General features: G+C 59.0%; 19 protein-coding genes and 1 riboswitch. Of the genes, 7 read left to right on the forward strand and 12 right to left on the reverse strand.

Annotation, left to right across the window (positions count from 1 at the left end):
• From B7E11_RS12040 to B7E11_RS12060, 4 genes are all read right to left on the reverse strand, one after another.
• Positions 1-1,038 carry a FecCD family ABC transporter permease gene (locus tag B7E11_RS12040; RefSeq protein ID WP_080834637.1) on the reverse strand — a complete coding sequence of 346 codons (1,038 nt, stop codon included), beginning with the start codon at positions 1,036-1,038 and terminating at the stop codon, positions 1-3.
• Positions 1,035-2,066 (reverse strand): ABC transporter substrate-binding protein, encoded by a 1,032-nt coding sequence (locus B7E11_RS12045; protein WP_080834640.1) that lies wholly within the window; start codon positions 2,064-2,066, stop codon positions 1,035-1,037. Before B7E11_RS12045 ends, B7E11_RS12040 begins: the two co-directional genes overlap by 4 nt.
• 220 nt (positions 2,067-2,286) lie before the next feature.
• Positions 2,287-2,491: riboswitch (cobalamin riboswitch) on the reverse strand.
• A gap of 407 nt (positions 2,492-2,898) precedes the next feature.
• Positions 2,899-4,305: an NAD-dependent malic enzyme gene (locus tag B7E11_RS12055; RefSeq protein WP_080834644.1), complete on the reverse strand. Its 1,407-nt coding sequence runs from the start codon at positions 4,303-4,305 to the stop codon at positions 2,899-2,901.
• Between the two features lie 409 nt (positions 4,306-4,714).
• Positions 4,715-6,013, reverse strand: a complete 1,299-nt coding sequence (locus B7E11_RS12060; RefSeq protein WP_080834646.1) for an IS110 family RNA-guided transposase — start codon at positions 6,011-6,013, stop codon at positions 4,715-4,717.
• Positions 6,014-6,361: 348 nt separating this feature from the next.
• Here B7E11_RS12060 and B7E11_RS12065 point away from each other — a divergent pair, with 348 nt between their 5' ends.
• Together B7E11_RS12065 and B7E11_RS12070 are read left to right on the forward strand one after the other, a co-directional pair.
• Positions 6,362-6,697, forward strand: coding sequence for a PadR family transcriptional regulator (locus B7E11_RS12065; RefSeq protein WP_080834648.1), 336 nt, complete (start codon positions 6,362-6,364; stop codon positions 6,695-6,697).
• On the forward strand, positions 6,697-8,079 hold the full coding sequence (locus tag B7E11_RS12070) for an FtsW/RodA/SpoVE family cell cycle protein (protein WP_139787157.1): 1,383 nt from the start codon (positions 6,697-6,699) through the stop codon (positions 8,077-8,079). Before B7E11_RS12065 ends, B7E11_RS12070 begins: the two co-directional genes overlap by 1 nt.
• 123 nt (positions 8,080-8,202) lie before the next feature.
• On the opposite strand, the gene B7E11_RS12075 is transcribed toward B7E11_RS12070, so the two are convergent.
• Positions 8,203-9,357 carry an MFS transporter gene (locus tag B7E11_RS12075; RefSeq protein ID WP_176220708.1) on the reverse strand — a complete coding sequence of 385 codons (1,155 nt, stop codon included), beginning with the start codon at positions 9,355-9,357 and terminating at the stop codon, positions 8,203-8,205.
• A 30-nt stretch (positions 9,358-9,387) separates the two neighbouring features.
• Positions 9,388-10,287 (reverse strand): DUF72 domain-containing protein, encoded by a 900-nt coding sequence (locus B7E11_RS12080; RefSeq protein WP_080834654.1) that lies wholly within the window; start codon positions 10,285-10,287, stop codon positions 9,388-9,390.
• Between the two features lie 248 nt (positions 10,288-10,535).
• Between B7E11_RS12080 and B7E11_RS12085 the strand changes: the two genes are divergently transcribed.
• Positions 10,536-10,826, forward strand: a complete 291-nt coding sequence (locus B7E11_RS12085; RefSeq protein ID WP_080834660.1) for a hypothetical protein — start codon at positions 10,536-10,538, stop codon at positions 10,824-10,826.
• Positions 10,827-11,049: 223 nt separating this feature from the next.
• Here B7E11_RS12085 and B7E11_RS12090 read toward each other — a convergent pair whose 3' ends face one another.
• The 3 genes from B7E11_RS12090 to B7E11_RS12100 all read right to left on the reverse strand — a co-directional run bounded on the left by B7E11_RS12090 (position 11,050) and on the right by B7E11_RS12100 (position 14,396).
• Complete coding sequence (locus B7E11_RS12090) at positions 11,050-12,147, reverse strand: hypothetical protein (RefSeq protein ID WP_080834664.1); 1,098 nt, start codon at positions 12,145-12,147, stop codon at positions 11,050-11,052.
• A 90-nt stretch (positions 12,148-12,237) separates the two neighbouring features.
• The gene (locus B7E11_RS12095) at positions 12,238-13,692 is read right to left on the reverse strand and encodes a sensor histidine kinase (RefSeq protein ID WP_080834665.1); all 1,455 of its coding nucleotides are present in this window, start codon (positions 13,690-13,692) and stop codon (positions 12,238-12,240) included.
• Positions 13,689-14,396 carry a response regulator transcription factor gene (locus B7E11_RS12100; RefSeq protein ID WP_080834670.1) on the reverse strand — a complete coding sequence of 236 codons (708 nt, stop codon included), beginning with the start codon at positions 14,394-14,396 and terminating at the stop codon, positions 13,689-13,691. The genes B7E11_RS12095 and B7E11_RS12100 overlap by 4 nt, the downstream gene beginning before the upstream one ends.
• Before the next feature lie 965 nt (positions 14,397-15,361).
• Between B7E11_RS12100 and B7E11_RS12105 the strand changes: the two genes are divergently transcribed.
• The 4 genes from B7E11_RS12105 (at position 15,362) to B7E11_RS12120 (ending at position 19,018) form a co-directional block, all read left to right on the forward strand.
• Complete coding sequence (locus B7E11_RS12105; protein WP_080834671.1) at positions 15,362-16,372, forward strand: ATP-binding cassette domain-containing protein; 1,011 nt, start codon at positions 15,362-15,364, stop codon at positions 16,370-16,372.
• On the forward strand, positions 16,369-17,184 hold the full coding sequence (locus B7E11_RS12110) for an ABC transporter permease (RefSeq protein WP_080834673.1): 816 nt from the start codon (positions 16,369-16,371) through the stop codon (positions 17,182-17,184). The genes B7E11_RS12105 and B7E11_RS12110 overlap by 4 nt, the downstream gene beginning before the upstream one ends.
• A gap of 83 nt (positions 17,185-17,267) precedes the next feature.
• On the forward strand, positions 17,268-17,942 hold the full coding sequence (locus tag B7E11_RS12115) for a response regulator transcription factor (RefSeq protein ID WP_080834674.1): 675 nt from the start codon (positions 17,268-17,270) through the stop codon (positions 17,940-17,942).
• Positions 17,939-19,018, forward strand: a complete 1,080-nt coding sequence (locus tag B7E11_RS12120) for a sensor histidine kinase (RefSeq protein WP_080834676.1) — start codon at positions 17,939-17,941, stop codon at positions 19,016-19,018. The genes B7E11_RS12115 and B7E11_RS12120 overlap by 4 nt, the downstream gene beginning before the upstream one ends.
• 92 nt (positions 19,019-19,110) lie before the next feature.
• Here the strand turns inward: B7E11_RS12120 and B7E11_RS12125 are convergent, their stop codons facing one another.
• The 3 genes from B7E11_RS12125 to B7E11_RS12135 all read right to left on the reverse strand — a co-directional run bounded on the left by B7E11_RS12125 (position 19,111) and on the right by B7E11_RS12135 (position 21,358).
• Positions 19,111-19,440: a YnfA family protein gene (locus tag B7E11_RS12125; RefSeq protein WP_080835509.1), complete on the reverse strand. Its 330-nt coding sequence runs from the start codon at positions 19,438-19,440 to the stop codon at positions 19,111-19,113.
• 141 nt (positions 19,441-19,581) lie between these two features.
• Positions 19,582-20,463, reverse strand: a complete 882-nt coding sequence (locus B7E11_RS12130; protein ID WP_080834677.1) for a carbohydrate ABC transporter permease — start codon at positions 20,461-20,463, stop codon at positions 19,582-19,584.
• A gap of 19 nt (positions 20,464-20,482) precedes the next feature.
• Complete coding sequence (locus B7E11_RS12135; RefSeq protein WP_080834678.1) at positions 20,483-21,358, reverse strand: carbohydrate ABC transporter permease; 876 nt, start codon at positions 21,356-21,358, stop codon at positions 20,483-20,485.
• Between the last annotated feature and the right edge of the window lie 18 nt (positions 21,359-21,376).

Raw genomic sequence — 21,376 nt, forward strand, 5'->3', positions numbered from 1 at the left:
TTACCCCCTGGCCCGGCTCCGGTTGCGCCGGAGCAAATAGGCGAAAAACGGCGCCCCGATAAAAGCCGTCACGACGCCGATCGGAATTTCCGTCGGCGACAGCAGCGTTCGCGCGGCCGTGTCCGCCAGCAGCATGTAGATGGCGCCGCCGACCGCCGACAGCGGCACGAGGAGCCGGTAATCGGGACCGGTCAGCAGGCGGATCAAATGCGGCACCACCATGCCGACGAAGCCGATAACCCCGGCCACGGAAACGGCCGCCGCCGTCATCAGCGTGCACACGACGAGAATCGTCACCTTCGTCCGCTCGACGTTGACGCCCAGATGCGCGGCCTGCCTTTCCCCCAAGGCGAACAAATTCATCGTCCGGCTGTAGCCGATCATAATGACGAGCCCCGCCGCCAAATAGGGCAGCAGCACGGCCGAGTACGACCAGCCGCGCAATGACAGGCTGCCGAGCATCCAGAAGACGATTTCGTTGATGACCTTATCCGATCTCGAAACCATGAACGAGACGAGCGAGCCGAAAAACGCCTGCAAAACGACGCCCGACAGCAGCAGCGTCTCCATCCGGATTTTCCCCTGGTCGCGGGCGAGCCGAAGCACGAGCGCCAGGCTGATCAATCCGGTCGCAAACGCGACGACCGGAATCGTCCATTGCGCGAACAAGCTGTAGCTGTACCCCATCAGGATAAGAAACGCCGCGCCTACCGCCGAGCCGGACGCGACTCCGAGCGTGTACGGGTCGGCGAGCGGATTGCGCAGTACGCCCTGAAAACCAGCCCCCGCTACCGACAGCATGGCGCCGATCAAAATCGCCAGCGCAATGCGGGGCAAGCGGATTTTCAGAACGATCTGCTCGGTCGAAGACTCCCAGTGGGGCGCGACGAGCGAGTCTCCGCCGGGCAGACTGTGCAGCAAAATGCCCCATACGTCCGCCAGGGGCAGACGCGCCGATCCCATGGAAAGGCTGAAAACGACCGTAAAGAGAAGGAGCGCCAGCGCAGCTCCTCCTCCAATCGCGCTTTTTCGCTTCATTCCTTCACCAGATCGGGATATACCGCTTTGGCGACTTCAACGAGCCCTTGCGTGATGCGCGGCCCCGGGCGCGACAGCACGTCCTGGTCGAGGCCGACGACGCGATTTTCGGCGATCGCCGTTATTTGATCCCAGCCGCTGCGGCCCTTGATCATCTCCTCCAGCGTCTTGCCCGACTCGCTGTCGGTCACGCCGAGCGTGAACAAAATGACGTCCGGATTTTTTTGCACGATCGTTTCTTCGTTGATTTGGTTCCAGCCCTCGGTATCTCCGGCCACGTTGATGCCGCCGGCCAGCGTGATCAGCTCGTCCATGAATTCTCCCTTGCCGACCGACCAGCCCGGGGAAAACTCGACATACACCTTCTTCTTGTCGGCTTCCGCCACGCCGGCCACCGCCGCGGCGACGCGCTCGACGTCTTCCTTCATCGAAGCGACGAGCGCCTCCGCTTCCTGCTGGCGATTCGCAATGATGCCCATTTGCAAAATGTTGTTCATCACGTCGTCGATCGACTTCGGATCGGTTTTGTACATGACCAGGTCGAGCGAACGGAACTTGTTCAGCACGTCCTCCGGCATCGAAATGCCGGTTACGACGAGGTCCGGCTGAAGGGCGATAATCGCTTCCTCGTTCGGCTTCGTAATGCTGCCCACTTTCTCCTTCGTCGTCGCCTCTTCCGGATAGTTGTCAAAATCGGACACGCCGACGACCTGCTCTCCCAGGCCAAGCGCGAACAAAATTTCCGTCTCCGCCGGAGAGGTGGACACGATCCGCTGCGGCGCCTGTTCGAACGTAAACGACTCGCCGGTCGCGTCCTGAACGGTCAGCGGATATTGCGTCTGCTTCGCTTCGCCGCTGTCGGACGCTTCCGGCGCCGACGACGCCGAAGCGCTCGGCGATGCGCCCGCGGAGGCGCTTGCCGACGCTTCGCCCGACGCGCCGCCCTCCCCGTTCGAGCTTCCGCAGCCCGCCAAAATCGACCCCGCCAGCAACAACGCGGCGAACCCCCACAAATAACGTTTCTTCATTGCACTACCACAATCCTTTCTGTCTGATTTCGAGGACTGCGCTTGAGCGATGAATGAATCTTCGAAACTTCCAACCGGTCGCTGCACGACAAAACCCTGCCTCCGTCTATCGGAAGCAGGGTCAGCAAATCAGGCGAAAGACGAACGGCACCCCTTGCGCACAGGGGCGTCAATGTCTTGGCGTATCCTGATCGAGCCGATCCTTTCCGCGAAGGATTCCGTTGGCTAAGCGCAGCTGGCAGGTTTCCTGGCTCCCCGGCCTTGCAGCTTCCCCCCGGCCTTCCCGCTTCCATCGGAAGCAGTGGCATCGTCGGGGTCGTTTCCGGGTTACAGTGGCGGGACCGCGCCGGACTCTCACCGGCTTCCCTTTTACCCTTGACGCGGACCTCCTGTCCGGACAAGGCACCAACTGGCTGAAAAATCATTCAAATGTTCAAGCGGCGGCCGCTTCTATCGAATTATAACGTACTCGGTCGGGAATGAATAGTACCGCGGGGGTCCGCCGATCGCCTTCGAGGGCGTTTTGTGCGCAAACTGTTACAATCTTCCGCGTTTTAGCGTATACTTGGGGTCGGCGGCGGCCGCGCGCCGCCTCGCCGAAATTTTCACGGGAGCGTGAACCGCATGAGCAAATCGAAAAGCAAAAAAGCACGCCAAAAAGAAGAACGCTCCGGGCTCTTAAGTCCCGAAGCGCTCCGGGGACGATGGCAGCGCAAGCCGCAAACGCAAATCGTCCGAAACGGAAAAGCAGAGCAGCGCCGAACGCTGTGCCGCCGAAAAGGCAGCCGCGACGGCGCTGATTTTTTTGGCATGGCGATGCCGGCTTCGGAAATTACCGGAAATCCGGCGGCGTGCGCCGGGCGACGCCGGTCAATATTGCCGTTTCGATGACGGCGTGCCGGACTTTGGCCACCACCTGCTCGTTGAAAATGCTCGGTATGATATACTGCGCGTTCAGTTCGCCCGCCGACACGACCGAAGCGATGGCGCGGGCCGCCGCCAGCTTCATCGGCTCGTTGATGATGCGCGCCCGGCAATCCAGCGCTCCGCGGAAAATGCCCGGGAACACGAGCACGTTGTTGATCTGGTTCGGGTAGTCGCTCCGCCCGGTCGCAAATACGCGCACGATCGGCAGCGCCGCCTCGGGGTCGATTTCCGGATGCGGGTTCGCCATGGCGAAAACGATGCGGTCCGCCGCCATTTTTCCGACATCCTCCGCATTCAGCACCCCGCCGCGGGACACTCCGATGAACACGTCCGCGTCCCGGATCACTTCCTTCAGCGTTCCCGGCTCGGCCTCCACCTGCGGCTGCTCGGACAGCCAGTGCCACATCGGATGGTCCGAATACGAGCCGCCGCGCACGATCGCGCCTTCGCGGTCGACCGGCACGAGCCTGCGGACGCCGGCGGCCAGCAGCATTTTGCATATCGAGACGCCGGCCGCTCCGATGCCGTTCACGACGACGCGAACCTGGTCGATCCGCTTGCCGACGACCTTCAGCGCGTTCAGCAGTCCCGCGATGACGACGATGGCCGTTCCGTGCTGATCGTCGTGGAAAATCGGAATATCGAGCTGCTCCGCAAGCCGCGTTTCGATTTCGAAGCAGCGCGGAGACGCGATATCCTCCAGATTGATGCCGCCGAAAATCGGCGCGATTGCCTTGATCGTCCGGATAATTTCCTCCGTATCCTTCGTGTCCAGACAGATCGGAAAAGCGTCGACGTCCGCCAGCTGCTTGAACAGCATCGCCTTCCCTTCCATGACCGGCGCCGCCGCGTACGGCCCGATGTCGCCGAGGCCGAGCACCGCCGTGCCGTCCGTGACGACGGCTACCGTATTCCGCTTGATCGTCAGCGAATACGCCTTGTCGCGATTTTCATGGATCGCCGCCGACACCCGGGCGACGCCGGGCGTATACACCCTGGACAAATCGTCGCGGTTGCGGATCGGCAAGCTCGGCTGGATGGCGATTTTGCCGCCCAAATGCGCCAGAAACGTGCGGTCGGACACGTTGATCAACTGGACCCCGTCCAGCGCTTTTAACGATTCGACGACCTGCGATTCCCCTTCTTCCGTTATATGTACCGTAATGTCCCGAACGGAAACGTCTTGCCCCGAGCGGATGACGTCGATGGACGTAATGTCCCCGCCCGCCCGTCCGATGGCCGAAGCCACGTCCCCGAAGTGAATGAGCGAATGATTCAGTTCAAGGCGAACGATAATGCTGTTATAGGCCACAGTGCTTCCTCCCTCAATAAATTAATCTTTTCTCCGTTTTTCTCGCATTTTCTCAGGATTTCAACTTTGACATCCGAGGCTCCCTTGGATAAGATTTGACGCGGAGCGAATATTTGGGATCGACCTGTTGGCGGGAATAGAGGTGGGGACCACCCCGCTTTTTGAAAGCCGTATGGTCGCATATGGATCTCCACATGTGCCCTTGCGGTTTACCCTCCCATATCTCCCTGGGTCGTTGCCCTTACATTCCTTCGTTCTACCTCTCAAGGGGTGGAGGCCAGGTTAGCTCCTTTACGGGGTCGTTGCCCTAATGGAATCGATTACTCCCAGCCTATCCGTGCTTCGTTTGTCAAAGATCAACATGTGTGTAAGCGATGAAACCAAAGTGAGTTATCCATCTGTGAATGAATTAAGCTGCCGCTTGCAATTGAGCCTCCCGATGGGGGCCGAGTACTTTGCTGACGTCATAGTTCTTCTGTTTACGGCCTAGCTCAAACATGACTCGAATGAGCTTGCTCGAAATCGCAATCATCGACTGCTTTTTTTTCAGCGGATTATCCCGGCGCGTCGTGAAGTACAGGTGCAGTGCGCGGAACTCCGGATTTTTGGCAACCAAGGTCAATGCCGCCCGGTACAGCAAAGCCCGGAGACGACAACGACCTCGCTTGCTGATGGTCGTTTCCCCTTTGTGAAGCCCGGAGCTGTTTTCTCGCAGGCTGAGACCGGCGTGACGAACGATTTGCCTGCTGTGATCGTAGCCGCTCAAGTCTCCGACTTCCGCCAGGAATCCTGCCACAGTGATGAGGCCGATACACGGAATGCTCATCATGTGGGTGGCGCCCGGAATCTGTTCCACCAGATCCGCCACATGCTCCATCAGTTGTTCGATCTGCCTGCACAGCATGGCGTACTGTTCCAAATACATGGCTAGCTCATGTTTGGCCGCCGTAGCGCCTTCCGTGAGGCCGATGGACGTTTGGGCTTTCCGGTAGAGCAGTCCCGCTCTCTTGGGGCCCACAGCTCGTTTCACATCGTTCTTCTTCCAAGTCGCCACGACTGTCGTTTCGCCGGCGGAGACGACGTCTTGTGGCAGCGGAAAGTGTTGCAACGTAATGAGCGAGGCCTTGCCTTCCCAGTCTTTAAACACTTGCCTATATTCGGGAAAGAAGCGATCCAGCCAATTGTGGATTCTTCCTTTCACCCGATTCAAATCCCCGCATAGACGGTCACGCTGGTTCATCAGTACACGCAGGTCGGCGTAAACACCCTCCGGCAGCTGCGGCTGTGTATAGCGTCCGTCGATGACGAGTTTGGCGACGACCTTCGCATCTTTGATGTCGTTCTTGGTCGGCGAGTTGTCGTCGAGTTCCTTGCTTTTCTTGACGTGATGCGGATTCACGAGCACCACTTCGATGCTGCGCTGCTTCAGGAAGTGAAACAGCGGGAACCAGTAGTGCCCGGTGGGCTCTACGCCAAGTAGTACGTCCGTCAGTCCATGTTCTTGCTGGATGGATTCGGCCCAGGCCAACAAGTCCAGTAGGCCATTCTCGTCGTTCTGGAACAGGCAACGCTTACCGAGCTCAATGCCACGGTAGGTGAAGGCCCGAGCGACATGGTTGTGCTTCGCGATATCCGTCCCGATGACCAATGTTGTTTCAGAAATTCTCGAAATCCGTTGATTTTGCTTGCTCGATTGGTTAAACTTCATAGTGAGCGTCCTCCTCTTAATTAGGGCAGTGAATGTGCACCATTCCGAGACCCAGCATACAGGAGGCGCTTTTTGTTTTGCAAACCGCATTTTAATTCATTACAGGAATGGCTCCTTGCATTTTATAAAATGCCGCAGAACTATTCTTCTTTGAGATTGAGGCCGCTTATTCGCGCGAACATTAAGTGTTTCGACAAAGAAGCGCCGAATCCTGCCTGCCCGGCGACTCGCCTGTCGCCCTCCGGTGTTTCGATCTTCGTTTTGGCTATTGACCGGGTTTTGTTTCGCGATTAAAATATACCTAGATATTCGATACATAGATTATCGATGCATAAGGCGGAGGTTTCGATGAAAATCGGCAAAGAACTGATGAAAGGCAGCACGGTCATTCTCGTGCTTACCCTTCTCGACCGCAAGGAAATGTACGGATACGAGATGGTCAAGGAGCTGGAACGCCTGTCGGCCGGCGTATTCAACCTGAAGGAGGGTACGCTTTATCCGATTCTCCACGCCTTGGAAGCGCAACGGATGGTGGAGGCGTACTGGCACAACGAAGGGGGCCGCCAGCGCAAATATTACCGCATCACCGATCAGGGCCGCCTGCAGCTGGAGGAGCGGAAACGGGAATGGTCTCTTTTCAGCGCGACGGTCAACCGCGTGCTCGGGGAAGGGGGCGCGTCCTGATGGCGCTCGACCGAAACGAGCGGGTAGAGGCGTTTCTCGATCAGGTGTGCTCGCAAGTGAAGGCGAAGGAAATGCACGGGGAGATCCGTCTGGAGATCGGCGGGCATTTGGAGGAGGCGATCGCCGCAAGGCGCGGCGAAGGCGTTTCCGAAGAGGAGGCCGTCCGGCTTGCGATCGAATCGATGGGCGATCCGAAGCGAATCGGAAAGCATCTGCACAGTGTGCATAAGCCCAAAACGGAGTGGAGCGTCCTCCTGCTGACCGCGCTTCTGGTCGGGATCGGGATCGTGACGATGCTCGGCATCCAGCTAAGCGCCGTCGATCAGCGGATTTCCGGCATGGCTTTTGCCGTCCGCAAGGCGATGTTCTCCGTTATCGGATTCGGCCTGCTGCTTCTGCTCTATTTTGCCGATTATCGCAAACTCAAAGGGTGGATAAGGCCGCTGTACGGGGCGGCTTCCGTTCTGCTGCTTCTGCCGCAAGCGTGGTTGTGGGGACCGACGGTCGTAAACGGGAGCAAGGCTTGGATTTCGCTCGGCCCTTTCACCCTGCACGCCCCGACGTTGGCCCTTTACCTTTTCGCCGCGGCCATCGCCGGACGGGTTAGCCTGGAGGAACGGAAACCCCGCCGTTCTCTTCGGGAACAAGCTTTCTTTTTCGCCAAGGATTTCATCGTTTACTATGCGATTCCGGGAATTCTTTACTTGAGCTGCGGTTCGGCGACGACGTTTGCCGTTCATTTTATTTGCGTCACCGTCCTGCTGCTTGCCGGAAAACGTTGGAAACGGGCTGCCGCTTACGGCACGCTGGTTGTCGCGATTCCGGCGATCGCGGCGTTCGGTATGCCGTCGTTGTTTGCCTTGTCCGGCAAGCTTGCTCTTTATTATGACCGGCTTAGGACGTATTTCGGTTACTACTCCGATCCGAAGCTGGCCGATTTTTACTCGAACCGCAGTCTGGATGCCATCTCCTCGGCCGGCTGGTGGGGACAGGGCTTCGGGACGACGTTGAAAAACATGCCCTATACGTATAGCGAAAACGTATTAACCTACTTCATTTACAGCTTGGGCTGGGCGGCCGGCATCGCTTTTGCGGCGATTCTGCTGCTGTATGGCGCGCGCATCTTCGGCATGGCCAGGCAAACGGCCGACCCGTTCGCTTCCTCGCTCGTGATCGGGTTGTTTTCCGTCATCGCCGGCAAGTTCGCGTTGAGCCTGCTGATGACGTTCGAGTTGCTGCCTCCCCATAGCTCGGCTCCCCCCTTCATCGCCTACGGCGGCCTGAACCAGGTGCTGGAGCTGGCGGCGGTCGGCCTGATGCTGAGCGTGTACCGGCGCAAGGACATGGTCCCGCGCGACGCCGCATCCGGCAGGGCGAAATAACCCGCGGCGGTCCGCAGGGCCATTAGCGAAAGACGCTAGCGGCCCTGCCCGCGCTCGTGCCGTCCGTGCCCGCGTTGCCGTCTGCCCCATGCTCCGGCCGTCGCCCGCCGCCTGCTTGTTCGCTCAAGCGTCCGCCGGCGACGGCCGGAGCCGTTTTTTCCACAAATAAAATCCGTATACGAACGCCACCGCCGCGAGAGCGGCCATGATCCGGTACAGCGACTGCCCGCCGAGGCGCTCCATCAGCCAGCCCCCCGCCGACGAGCCGACGATGCCGGATATGCCGAAAAACAGCACCGTCATCACCGTCTGCCCCGTCGATTTCCACTGCTCGGGGACGATCGAATGGAGATATTGGATCGCCGCCACGTAAAACAGGGCGAACGTCACCCCCTGAAAGACTTGCATGGCGACGAGCGGCAGCGGTTCCGTCACAAGCGAACTCAGCCCGAAGCGAACCAAGTACATGCCGGCCGAGACCGCCATGACCGCCAATTCCTTGCCGGGCTTGATCAGCTTGGCGCTCAGGGCGAAAAACAGCGCCTCCGACAGCGTCATCGCAAACCACGCCATGCCGGTATGTCGGACATTGCCGCCCATTTCCTCGATGTAGAGGCCGATGTACATGTCGTTCATTTTATGGGGAAGCGCCACCAGAAATACGAGAGCGAAGAAGGCCAGCATGCGCGGGTCCAGCATAAACGTCTTTAATTGCCCGAAAGCGATCGGCTTGGAGGAAGCTTTTACGTCCGACATGCTTAAGCCCAGCAGCAGCGTAACCAGTCCGAAGCCGAGAAAAATCCAGGCCAGGCTGCCCATCCCGAAAGCATGCAGAAACGTTCCCGCGGCCAGCGAGGTGAACGCGTAGCCCAGCGCCCCGAACGTCCGGATGGAACCGTAGCTGATGCCGACCCGCTGCGCCGTCTGCACGTTCAGGCTTTCGACCAGCGCGTCCGACGGCATGAAAAACAGATTCATCATCGCGACGAACAGCGCGAAAAGCCAAGCCTCCCGCGATTGAAACAGCAGCGTTCCGGCGATGACGGAGACCGTCAGGATGAGGAGCATGACTTTTTTGATCGTGCGGGTTCTATCGCAAACGATGCCCCAAAGCGGCTGGGAGACGATGCTGATCAGGCTGCCTATCCCGAGGATGAGGCCGATTTCCGTTTTGGAAATGCCGATCTGGCTTGCGTAAACGGGAAGAAACGAAATAAAAAGCGCAAACAAGGAAAAGAACCCGATATTGAAACCTCGAAGACGTACGGCTATGCTCACTCTGCGACTAGCTCCCTCTATGCGATGTTGTCAAAATAAATTCAGCTGTTCGGGAGGCTCCTCCCCGGATTCGGCGAACGGGCCGCGCGGATCGTTCGGCCGCTTCCCGTCGGGAGCGGTCAAATCGAGCTTCTCCATCATCCGCTTCGCGTTGGCGGCGGCGTCCCCGCCCGAGTTGTTGTTGAAAATGACGTAAACGTCCCGGCACATTTCCGCCAGCCGTTCCAGACGAACGCGCCACTCGTCCAGCTCCTCCTCGCCGTACTTGTACAAATAGCGAACCTCCCGCCAGTTCGGCGCGCCGGCCGCCTGCCAGCCCGCCGCATTGCGGCCGTGCATGCGAACGACGACCGTGTCGGGATCGGTCGCGCGCAGGACGGTCGGAACGGACCCGGCTCCCGCTTGGGGCTCGTCGCACACGCTATGGATCCAGCCCTGCTCCTCCATGAATTCCAGCGTCTTCTCGCGGAATTCCGGCGCGAACCAGCTTTGATGCCTGAACTCGAGCGCGCAGGGAAATCCGTTCATCCGCCTTCTCGTCTCCCGCAATTGCTGAACGTTTTCCCTCGTGCAATCGAACCACGGAGGGTATTGAAACAGCGCCGCCGCGAGCCGCCCCGCCGCAAACGCCGGCTCCAGCGATTCGCGGAACGCCTCGTACATCGCCTCCGTTCCGCCCGCCTCGGCGCGCGGCTGGCCGCGCTGATGCCCGGTCATTCCCTGGTACGCCTTCACGACGAAGCGCAGCGTCTCCGGCGTCTCCTCCACCCAGCGAGCGAAGCGCTCCTTCGGCTGGATCGCATAAAAGGAGCTGTCCACTTCGACGACGGGAAAGTGGCTTCCGTACGCTTTCAATTTATCTTTTGCTTTGACGGAAGGATCGTACAGCCGGTCGTGATCCCCCCAGCCCGCAAGTCCGATATGGATCATAAGCGCCTCCTTGAACCGAATCGAAGCGTGCGCCTGTCGTCATCTTTTCCGCTGGCGCGCTTATCCTATCATAATCCGTTCTTGGTTTTTTGTCATATTTCCCTCTTTTTCCCTAATTGTAAATTTGATAATATGATTCCTATAAAGCAGGTATAAAAACGGATATTGAACCGATCCTCTCAACCTTCACATGACGAGCCCCTTGAACGAGAAATCGGCCATTCCTTCATTCGGGAGGTCGCTTCGGCATGGTTTATCTCTCGCTTCAATTGTCGCAAAGCTTTTTGCAGCAGGCGCTTCGCGCCGGTCAATTCGAGCATTTGAAAGTGCGGGTGCACGATACCCACCTGGTCGTTTACTCGCTGGAAGGCGACGAGGAGGCTTTGCGCGCCCTGTTCCTGCAGCTTCGGGCCAACCGCTTCTGGCTCAATATCGCAAGCCCGAAGGGCAAAATTCAGCCCACCCCCTTCATCGGTTCGGTTAGAGAGCTGTTCCCGATCCTGACCGACAAGCTGGCCTTTTCCCTCGTGCGCTGGTAACGCCCGTGTGCGTTGTCTCCGCTCTGCTGGTATAATCAGAGGACAACGGATCAGGGTGGTGACAGCGTGGAAGGACGTAAAGCCGTCTTATGGCTGACCGGATTTATTTTGCTCGTTTTCGTCTTTGTCGTCGTCATCTGGCTTGCCATTAGGTAAATGCCGCGAACAACTGTCCATCCACGGCAAGAAAGAAAGGCCGTCCTCGCCGGACGGCCTCTTTCCTTTATTTCAGCGTGATGACGTAGCTGACGAATCCTTCCTCCTTGTAGGTCGTCGCCAGCAGCTTTTTGCCCGAATCGCTCCAGCGGAGCGTGGCGGCCGCGCTCTGGACGTCGACCGATAGCTCGGTCGCCTCGCCGGTCAGCGTATCGGCGACGACGATGCCGCCTTCGCCCCCGTCTTCGGAAATAAGATTGTAAGCGACCTTCGTGCTGTCCGGCGACCAGGCAACGCCGAATACTTGCGTGGCGGTGCCGAGCTTGAGCAGCTCGTTGCCCTTCGGATCGACGATATACAGCGTGCGGGTCGTTTCCGTCGCTTTCCGGACGAGCGCCAGCTGCTTTCCGTCCGGGGACGCGGCGACAGTCACCGCCGAATCGGACAGCTCTTCCGGCTCCGAGCCGCCGTCGGCCCGAAAATAAAGCTTCTCGCCGGCGATGTAAAAGAGGCCTTCGTCCGTCTTGGCCGCCGAAACGATGCGCGCGTCTTCCGGGCCTTCGAACAGCACCTCGGCGTTGCCCTCCGTATCCGAGGCGACGAGCGCCCCTTCCATCGTCTGGAACATGACGGTCGAATTGTCCAGCCATTGCGCGTCGCCGAATTCGATGAGGAAATCGCCCGTCGCGACCTTTTCTTTCGTTTCCATGTTCAGAATGAAGCCGTGCGCGGATTCTTCGTAATTTTGCTTGTAAAACAGATGCTTTCCGTCCGGCGACAGCACGGCGAAATTCTGGTTTTGGCTTTCCGGGTTTACCGCCTCGGCCGTACCCGCGTTCAGATCGTACGCGTACAGATTGTTCGGCGGCTGGGTCGACCCTTCCACCTGGATCGGCTCGACGTCCGGATTCGGCTTCATGACGAGAAGGGAATCCTCGGTCAGAAACCCGTTGCCCATGCCCTCGACGTTTTTGATGTTCGCGACCTCGATCGGTCCCGCGGCCGGCGCGGGCGTCTCGACGACCGTAATCGTTTTGTCCGGTTTCTCGATCGTTTGCCGGGCCCCCGCGTTTTCCTCCCCGCTTCCTCCCGAGCAGGCCGCGACGGCGAGCGCCAGGCTGATGACGGCGCCGATAGAGGCGATTTTCTTGTTTGTTCTTTGCATGCGAATTGCTCCCCTTTCCTTGTCGATGAGTTCATCTTAACGGAAGGTTGTATCGGCGCCGTCTCGAATTGTTTCCAACTTGTAAAAACTTTAATTTTTTGCCGAAACCGGCAAACGGACCTCGACTTCCGTTCCCGGCCCGGAATCGGGGGCGGACACGGAGATGGCGCCGCCTTGCTTTTCCGCAAGCTCCCGGACGAGCGCAAGGCCCAGCCCGGTGCCGCCGTAGCTGCGGGCGCGGTCTTTGCTTACCGTATAGAACGGCTCAAAAATTTTTCCCCGCGCTTCGAACGGAATGCCGATTCCGGTGTCCGTCACCCGAACGAGCGCTTCCCTTTTCTCCATTCGGCAGCGCACCCGAACTTTTCCGCCCGGGACGTTATATTTAACCGCGTTGTCGATCAGATTGATAAACACGTGAACGAGGCTTTCGCGATCCGCCCAGCACGACGCTTCCTCCAGCTCGGGCAGCAGCTCGACGCCGTAACGCTCCGCCTTGCCGCGCATCCGGCCGCAGAGCTCTTCCAGCAGCTCCTTCAGGTCGACCCGCTCCGCATGCTGGTCGAAATCGTACTTTTCCATCGCCGACAGCCGAAGCACTTTCTCCACCATTTCGTACAGCCGTTCCGTCTCTTTGCCGATGCTCGTCGCCGCTTCCGCCGCAAGCTGCGGATCGTCGCGGTAAAGATCGAGCAAGTCGACGTAGGCTTTGATGGACGTAAGCGGAGTTTTGAACTCGTGGCTCACGTTGCCGATAAATTGCTTTTGCCGCTCGATATGCTCCTCGATCGCCCCGCTCATAAAATAAATATCCTCGCCAAGCTCCCCGAGCTCGTCCCTCCGGCGGACCGGAATCGCCCGCAGATACCTTCCCGTACGAATTTGCTGCGACGCTTTCCGGAGCTTGCCGATCAAGGAAGCGATGCGATGGAAGTACAAATAGCCGATGACGAACCCCGCCGCGAAAACGACGATGCCCGCGGTCCGGAACAGCTCCCGGATCGTTTCCAAAAAATCCTGCGAGCTTTTTAGCGAATATTGCAGCCGCACGACCCCGATCATCCGATCCTCCACCCGCAGCGGCGAAAAGTAAATCAGCGAATCGCCGGACGTCTCGTAAGCGATCGCGCCGTCCAGCGCAAAGCCAAGCGTGTCCGCGACGTCATTGTCCCCGACGCCCGGCAAGGAATTGCCCACCTCTCGGCCCGACGCGTCGTACAAGTACGTTTGCATGCCGTTCAGCGATGTAATGTAGAGGGCGAGTCGTTGTCCCCGCTGGGTCATGAACTCCTCGTCCGTCAGCGGATTTTCCAGGCTGTAGTAACTTTGCCTTACGTATTGCTCCGCGGCCCGGCTGTAACGCGAAAGCTCGGCTTCCGTTTGCCGCCGCTGGTTGCTCTCGATTCCGCGCAGCACGAGCTCGCTCATGACGAGAACGGTGAGCAGCAGCAAAAGCGCCAGCACCACGCTCAGCTTCACCTTAAGGCTCAGCTTGAACCTGCGCTTTTTTCCGGCATTGCGCTCCGGCTTTCCGGCGCCCTTCATGGCCGTTCTCCTCCGCCGCCCGTCCCCGTGCCTTTATAGCCGACGCCGTACACGGTTTGCAGCAAATGCTGATTCGCCTCGCCCAGCTTTTTGCGCAGTCTTTGAATATGGATGTCGACCGTCCGCGTTCCGCCCGCGTAGTCCATGCCCCATACGAGATCAAGCAGCTGCTCCCGCGAAAATACCCGTTCCGGGTGTCCGAGCAGGCAAGCCAGCAAATCGAATTCCTTCGGCGTCAGCTCGACCGGGCGGCCCCGGACCGTTAACGTCCGCTCCGTCTTGCTGAGACGGACTTCCCCGGCGACAAGCTCTTCGCGATCGGCTTCCGTGCCGCCGGCATGCTCCATCCGTCTGGCCAGCGCCTTCACTCTGGCGAGCAGCTCGCGGACGTCGAACGGCTTCGTGACGTAATCGTCCGCGCCGAGTTCGAGGCCGAGCACTTTGTCCACGATATCGTTTTTGACGGTCAGCAAAATAATGCCCGTGCCCTGCCGATTTTCCAGCTTCCGGCACACCTCGTAGCCGTTCAGCTTCGGCATCATGACGTCGAGCAAAATGACGTGCGGCCGGAACAAGGCGGCTTTCGAGAGCGCCGCTTCCCCGTCGTTCGCCGTTTCGACCGTATAGCCTTCCCTGCGCAGCGCGTACGCCAACGCGCCCACGATGCTCTGCTCGTCGTCCACGACCAGCACCCGTTTCTCCATGGCGATCCCGCTCCTTGCGCCCCAAAAGTTCCTATGACCTTGTAGATCGGTCTCGAATTTTTATATCGATGGTCGATAAACCAACGTGCCTGGCATCCTCTATTGTAACATTACGGAGCCTCGCGCATCGTGCGGGAGCGCAATTCGCTCCAACCTTCCGCCTGTCCATGTACCCGTATGATTTATCATACAAAGTCGTCGCATTTGGCAGCGCTGTGCACGTTTTTGTATGATATTTCGTACAAACTCCCGTCTTTTGACGCCTTCGCGATGTCATTTGTACGATTTATCATACAAATCCACCGCATTTGGCGGTTTCGCACACGCTTTTGTATGATATTTCGTACAAACTCCCGTATTTTGCCGCCTTCGCGATGTCATTTGTATGATTTATCATACAAATCTCGATTCCCGCACCAAGCTGGAACGTCCGAGCGTTTCCATTATCTTTGCAACAGTCGCTTTACGACAGGTGAGTACCGGGTTTGCCATAAGTGCAAACCGTTGCTTGGGTATAATACCCGTGACTCACGGGAAAGTCCAAATACAGCGGCATGTTCCGAGTTTCGCGGCCATCGTCGTCACATTTCGCGGTTTCGGCGAACTGCCGCTCGACGGCGTTGTGCCTTTCCGTTAACCTCTTCTGGCCGGGTGAGGCGCCGAATTTGTCAGTCAGGCGTCGGGCCTTCTCATCCGCCTACATCCCACGAATATCGATTCGTCATCTTCGCTACCTTTCCGTTCAAAATCATTTCGCCCTCCCTCGTCGGGAGGTGTAAGCGCCGGTCTTGCCAAAGGCGCAATTTTCGCCTTCATTCCCTGGCGAGAGGCCGGTTGCCCGCGTTATGGGCGAAATTTTCGCCTTCATTCCCGCCAAGCGGTGACCCGCGCCCGTTTCAATTCATATTCAGTTCATAAACGTCGTTTACGATCCCCCTAAACCATCCGTTAAGGGAGGAGAAACAATGAAGGGTTCCAATAACGGGGTGTGGGCGATCGAAGCCGACAGCCTCGTCAAAACGTTCGGCGACAAGCGCGCGGTCGACGGCGTGAATTTGCAGGTGCGCGCAGGCACGATCTACGGCGTGCTGGGACCGAACGGAGCGGGCAAAACGACGACCATCCGCATGCTCGCCACGCTGCTTCGGCCGGACGCGGGTTCGGCCCGCATCTTCGGGCACGATGTGGCGAAAGAGCCGCACGTCGTCCGGCAGTTGATCGGGGTGACGGGCCAATACGCCTCGGTCGACGAATCGCTCAGCGCCGTCGAAAACCTCGTCGTCTTCTCCAGGCTGCTGGGCCTCGGACGCGCCGAAGCGCGGCGAAAGACGGCGGAGCTGCTGGAGGAATTCGGCTTGACGGAAGCGGCGAAGCGGCCGTTGAAAAACTTCTCCGGAGGCATGCGCCGCCGGCTGGATCTCGCGGCAAGCCTGATTGCGCAGCCGCCGCTCATCTTTCTGGACGAGCCGACGACCGGGCTGGATCCGCGCACGCGGGCCCAGATGTGGGAAACGATCCGCAGGCTCGTGAAGACGGGGTCGACCGTGCTGCTGACGACGCAATATCTCGATGAGGCGGATCAGCTGGCCGACCGGATCGCGGTCATCGATCGCGGCCGCGTCGTCGCCGAAGGCACGGTCGATGAACTGAAGGCTTCGGTCGGCACGTCGACGCTGCACCTTCGCGTGCAAAATCCGCTCCACGGCGAGAAAACCCGCCGCATCATCGAACAGGCGCTTCAGGTCGAGGCGAGCGTTTCGGCGGAAACCGGAACCTTCACGGCGCCCATGACGGACGCCGATAAAGTCGCCGACCTGCTGATCGCCATCCGCGCGGCGGGAATCGGGCTGGCGGAGATGAGCGTTCAGAAGCCGACGCTCGACGAGGTTTTTCTGACCATGACCGGACAAGGCGTTCAGGATAACGCACAGCAAGCGCACGAGCAAACGAACGAAGCGAAGGAGGCCATCCGATGAAAAGCGCAGCTCTGAATCCCGGGGCCGGCCGCCCCTTGAAAAAACGCGCGAGCTTCGGCCAGTCGGTCCGCAACTCGTTCACGATGGCCTATCGCGGCCTGCTGAAATTCCGCCGGACGCCGGAACAATTTTTCGACGTGACGATTCAGCCGATCATTTTCACCCTGATGTTCACCTATATTTTCGGCGGGGCCATTTCGGGCAACGTGCTCGATTATTTGCCGGTGATCATCCCCGGCATCCTGGTCCAAACCGTCATCACCTCCTCGGTCGTCACCGGCGTGCAACTGCGGGAAGATATGGACAAGGGCGTGTTCGACCGGTTCAAGTCGCTTCCGATCGCGCGCATCGCCCCGCTCGCGGGAGCCTTGCTGGCGGACACGATCCGGTATACAATTGCGACGGTGCTGACGTTCGCCATGGGATACGTCATGGGCTACCGGCCGGACGGAGGATTGGGGTTCGTCGCCGTCGCCGCGCTGCTCGTCATCGCTTGCGCCTGGGCGATCAGCTGGATTTTCGCGTTTTTCGGCGTCATTGCGCGCACGGCCTCGAGCGTTCAAGGGATTTCGATGATCGTCCTGTTCCCGCTTACCTTCGTCTCCAACGCATTCGTGCCGGTCGAGACGATGCCGGATTGGCTGAATTGGTTCGCCAGCGTCAACCCGGTTTCGCATCTGGTCAACGCGGTGCGCGAATTGGCCAACGCCGGAACGATCGGATCGGACTTCGCCGTTTCCCTGATCGGCGCCGCCGTCGTCGTGGCCGTGTTCGCGCCGCTCACCGTACGCGCTTATATGCGCCGGACGTAAAACCAGAGATAAGTTGCGACGGTCGGATGAACCTTTTGCCCAAGCCCGGCGCTTAACGGCAGATTGAATGGGAGGAAACCGGAATGACCCGCATATTGGTCGTCGACGACGATCCGCATATCCGCGAATTGGTCGGACATTTTTTGCGGCTGGAAGGCTTTGCCGTGCTTGAAGCCGCGAACGGGCTGGACGCCTTGCGCATGCTCGACGACGCGAAGGCCGATCTGGTCGTGCTCGACATTATGATGCCCGTCATGGACGGATGGGAACTGTGCCGCGAGCTGCGCGAGCGCGCCGACCTGCCCCTGCTCATGCTCTCGGCCAAAGGCGAGCCTTCGCAAATCGTAAAAGGCTTCGAGCTCGGCACGGACGACTATCTCGTCAAGCCGTTCGACCCGATGGTGCTCGTCGCTCGCGTCAAGGCGTTATTGAAGCGATACCGCATCATGGCCTTGCAGACGGTGCAGATCGGGGACGTGACGCTGCGCCGCGATACGTTCGAGTGCCGGGTCGGCGATCGGGAGGTTACGCTTCCGCTCAAGGAATTCGAGCTGCTGTTCAAGCTGGCCGGCTACCCCGGAAAAACGTTTACGCGCGATCAGCTGATCGAGCAAATTTGGGGTTACGATTACGAGGGCGACGAAAGAACCGTCGACGTGCATATCAAACGGCTTCGGGAACGGTTTCCGGAAGAGCGGCACGGCTTCCGGATCCGCACGATCCGGGGCCTGGGGTATCGGCTGGAGGTGCCGGAATGAAGGGGGTTCCGTTGTTCGTCCACATCGCGATCAAAGTCTCCCTCTTCTTCGCGGCGCTGCTCCTGAGCTGGACCTCGGCGTTCTATTTGACGGCGGCGATCTATTCGCGAGTCGGCTGGGAACCTCACGGCCTGTTCGCCTTGATCGTCAACGCCATGCTCGGCTTTCTTATTTTCGGTTTCGGGGCGGCGATTTTGGGCCGGTTTATCCGATCCAAAGAGCATGTTTTTTGGACGGAATTGATCGAGGCGATCAGACGCATTTCGCGGGGCGATTTTCACGTCAATATCGAGCAGAGCTTCGGCGAACCGAACGGAAGGCAGCGGAAAAAGCATCCGCTGCATCAGCTCGTCGACAGCATTAACGATATGGCGGCGAACCTGAAGGCGATGGAGGAGCTGAGGCAGGAGTTTATCTCGAACGTTTCGCATGAAATCGGGACGCCGCTGACGTCGATCCGCGGGTTCGCCAGGGCGCTGAAGGACGATCGTCTGGATCCGGAGCAGCGGCAGCGGTATTTGACGGTCATCGAGGAGGAGTGCGCCCGCCTGTCGAAGCTCAGCGACAATCTGCTCAAGCTGGCGGTGCTGGACTCGGACCGGCATCCGTTTCATCCGGCGCCTTACCGGCTCGACAAACAGCTGACGGCCGTCATCCTCGCCTGCGAGCCGCAATGGGAAGCCAAAAACATCGACATGGACGTGGACGCGGAAGCCGTCGACATCGTCGCGGACGAGATGCTGATGAGCCAGGTATGGGTGAACCTCGTCCACAACGCCGTCAAGTTTACGCCCGAGGGCGGCAAAATCAGCGTTTTTCTCGCGCGCAAAGGAGATCGGGCGGTCGTCCGCGTCGCCGACACGGGGCCGGGGATCGCCGACGCGGATTTGCCGCGCATTTTCGAGCGCTTTTACAAAGCGGACAAGTCGCGGACCCGTTCGGCGGGAGGCAGCGGTCTCGGCCTTTCCATTGCGAAAAAAATCGCGGACATGCACCGCGGCTCGATTTCCGTGCGCAGCAGGCCGGGCGAGGGAACCGAATTTACGGTTGCGCTGCCGCTGCGTCAAGGAAAATAAAGTGGACCCCGTCTGCAGGGAAGAATCACCGGATCGGTCCGACGTAAAGACGCGAACCGAGATCGGACGGTCGCGGACATGAACAACCGCCGTCAATGCCTCGGCGCCCACAGAATAACGGCGACCCCCGCCAGACAAATCGCGGCGCCCAGCCAGTCGTAAGCATCCGGCGTTTTTTTGTCGATCAGCCACCCCCACAGCACGGCCATCACGATAAAAACCCCGCCGTAGGCGGCATAGACCCGCCCGAACGAGGGAAACTTCTGCAAGGTGGGCAAAATGCCGTACAGCACGAGAACGAGAGAGCCCGCGATTCCGTAGCCGAGCGGCTTCCCTTCCCTGAGCCAGAGCCAGACCAGATAGCCCCCGCCGATTTCGGCCAAACCGGCAAGCAGAAACAGCAGGACGCTTAACCCCCATATCAAATCGGTCACATCCTATCGTCGGAAAGCCGGACGCAAGCGTTCCGGGCTTCCTCGGTTTACCGTGATCATTCGACAAAAAGGGCGCGATGTCCTGCCGTCCATCTCCCTGCAGCCGGTCGCGCGAATCGCGGAAGGCGCTCAGCCTTTGACCGCCCCCGCGACCATGCCCTTCATGATTTGCTCCTGGAAAAGCAAATAAATGACGATCGTCGGGATAACGGCGACGGCCATCGCGGCCATCGTCAGGCTGTAATCGGTGCCGAACCCGTCGGAAAACAGCGACAGGCTGAGCGGCAGCGTTTTGAGCGATTGCGTGTTGATGAAGACGAGCGCGAAGGCGAATTCGTTCCAATAGCGGAGAAACGCCAGGATCGCAACGGTCGCCATCGCCGGCAGCGACAGGGGCAGCATCAGCTTGAACAGCACGCTCCAGTAGCCCATCCCGTCGATCAGCGCGGCCTCTTCGATTTCCTTCGGGATGGACGACATGTACGCGGCCATCAGAAACACCGCGATGGACAGCTCGAACGCCGTATACGGAAGAATCAGCGCCCAATAGGAGTCCAGCATTCCGAGCCGGTTTAGCATAATGAACAGCGGGACGAGCGTACTGTGGATCGGAATGAGCATGCCGAGAAGCAAAAACGACATAATCGCCCCCTTGGAGCGGAAGCTGTAACGGGACAGCACGAAGGCCGAAAGCGAAGCGAGCAGCAGCGTAAGGACAAGCGCCGCCACGGTCACGATCATCGAGTTCACCATCGCCCGCCCCATCCCCCCCAGCTCCCAGGCGCGGGTTACATTGGCCAGAACCGGCTCCAGTGGAAACGCGTAAGGGCGGTTGAAAAATTCCTCGTTCGTTTTAAACGCGCTGATAAATAGCCAGTACAAAGGGTAAAGCGTCAGCACGGCGTACGCGGCCAAAAGCAGGTTGCGAATCCACCGCCCGGCGGCGAAAATCGCCTTTCTTGCGCTGCCCGAAACGGGCGCGGGTGCGGGTTCGGTTATGACTTGCTTCATTTTTCGCTGTCCCCTTCTTTCATTGGCTTTTACGTGTCATCAGCAGTTGGCTGAGCAAAATGAGAACCGCGCTGACCAGAACGATCATCGTCGAAATCGCCGAGCCGTACCCGTACCGGTAAACGGCAAACGTGCTGTTGTACATATAAGTGGCCAGCAGCTCCGTCGTATGCGCCGGACCGCCGTGGGTCATGACGAACACCAGGTCGAACGCCTTCAAGCTGCCGGCGATGCACATGATGACGGTCACCTTGATCGTGTTCCAAATCATCGGCAGCGTGACGAGAACGAGTTTCTTCGCGCCTGTCGCCCCGTCCAGCCGCGCCGCTTCGTCCACCTCGGAGGGAAGATTCTGGATCGCGGAAATGAAAATAATCAGATAAGGACCGATGTTGGCCCAAATAACCGGAATCGACACCGCGTACATGTTGATGGCGGGATCGGACAGCCACGGCATGGCCCACGATTCCAGGCCGATCGCCTTCAGCACGTAATTGAGGACGCCGATCTGCGGATGATAAATGTATTTCCAAATGAGCGCGACGACGACCGTCGAAAGCACCATCGGCATGAAGACGGCCGACCGGATCGCCCTGCCGAACCACGAGTTCCGGTTCAGCAAAATCGCGAGCAGGAGCGCGATCGGCAGCTGTCCGAAGATGGAGGCGCCGACGATGATGATGTTATTTTTCAAGGCTCGCCAGAACAGCGGCTCCTGGACGACGGCGGCATAGTTGGCCCATCCCGCGAATTTCGGGTCCCCGATTCCGCTCCAGTCGAAAAATCCGTAGTAGGCCGACCATGCGATCGGAACGACCGCAAACAGCCCGTAAACGATCAAGGTCGGAGCCAAACACGCGAAAATAAAAGCCCGTAAACGTCCGGCGTTTGTCATGGACGCCTCCTTTCCTTC

It is taken from the genome of Cohnella massiliensis (assembly GCF_900169535.1).
GTDB classification, from domain to species: Bacteria; Bacillota; Bacilli; order Paenibacillales; family Paenibacillaceae; genus Cohnella; species Cohnella algarum.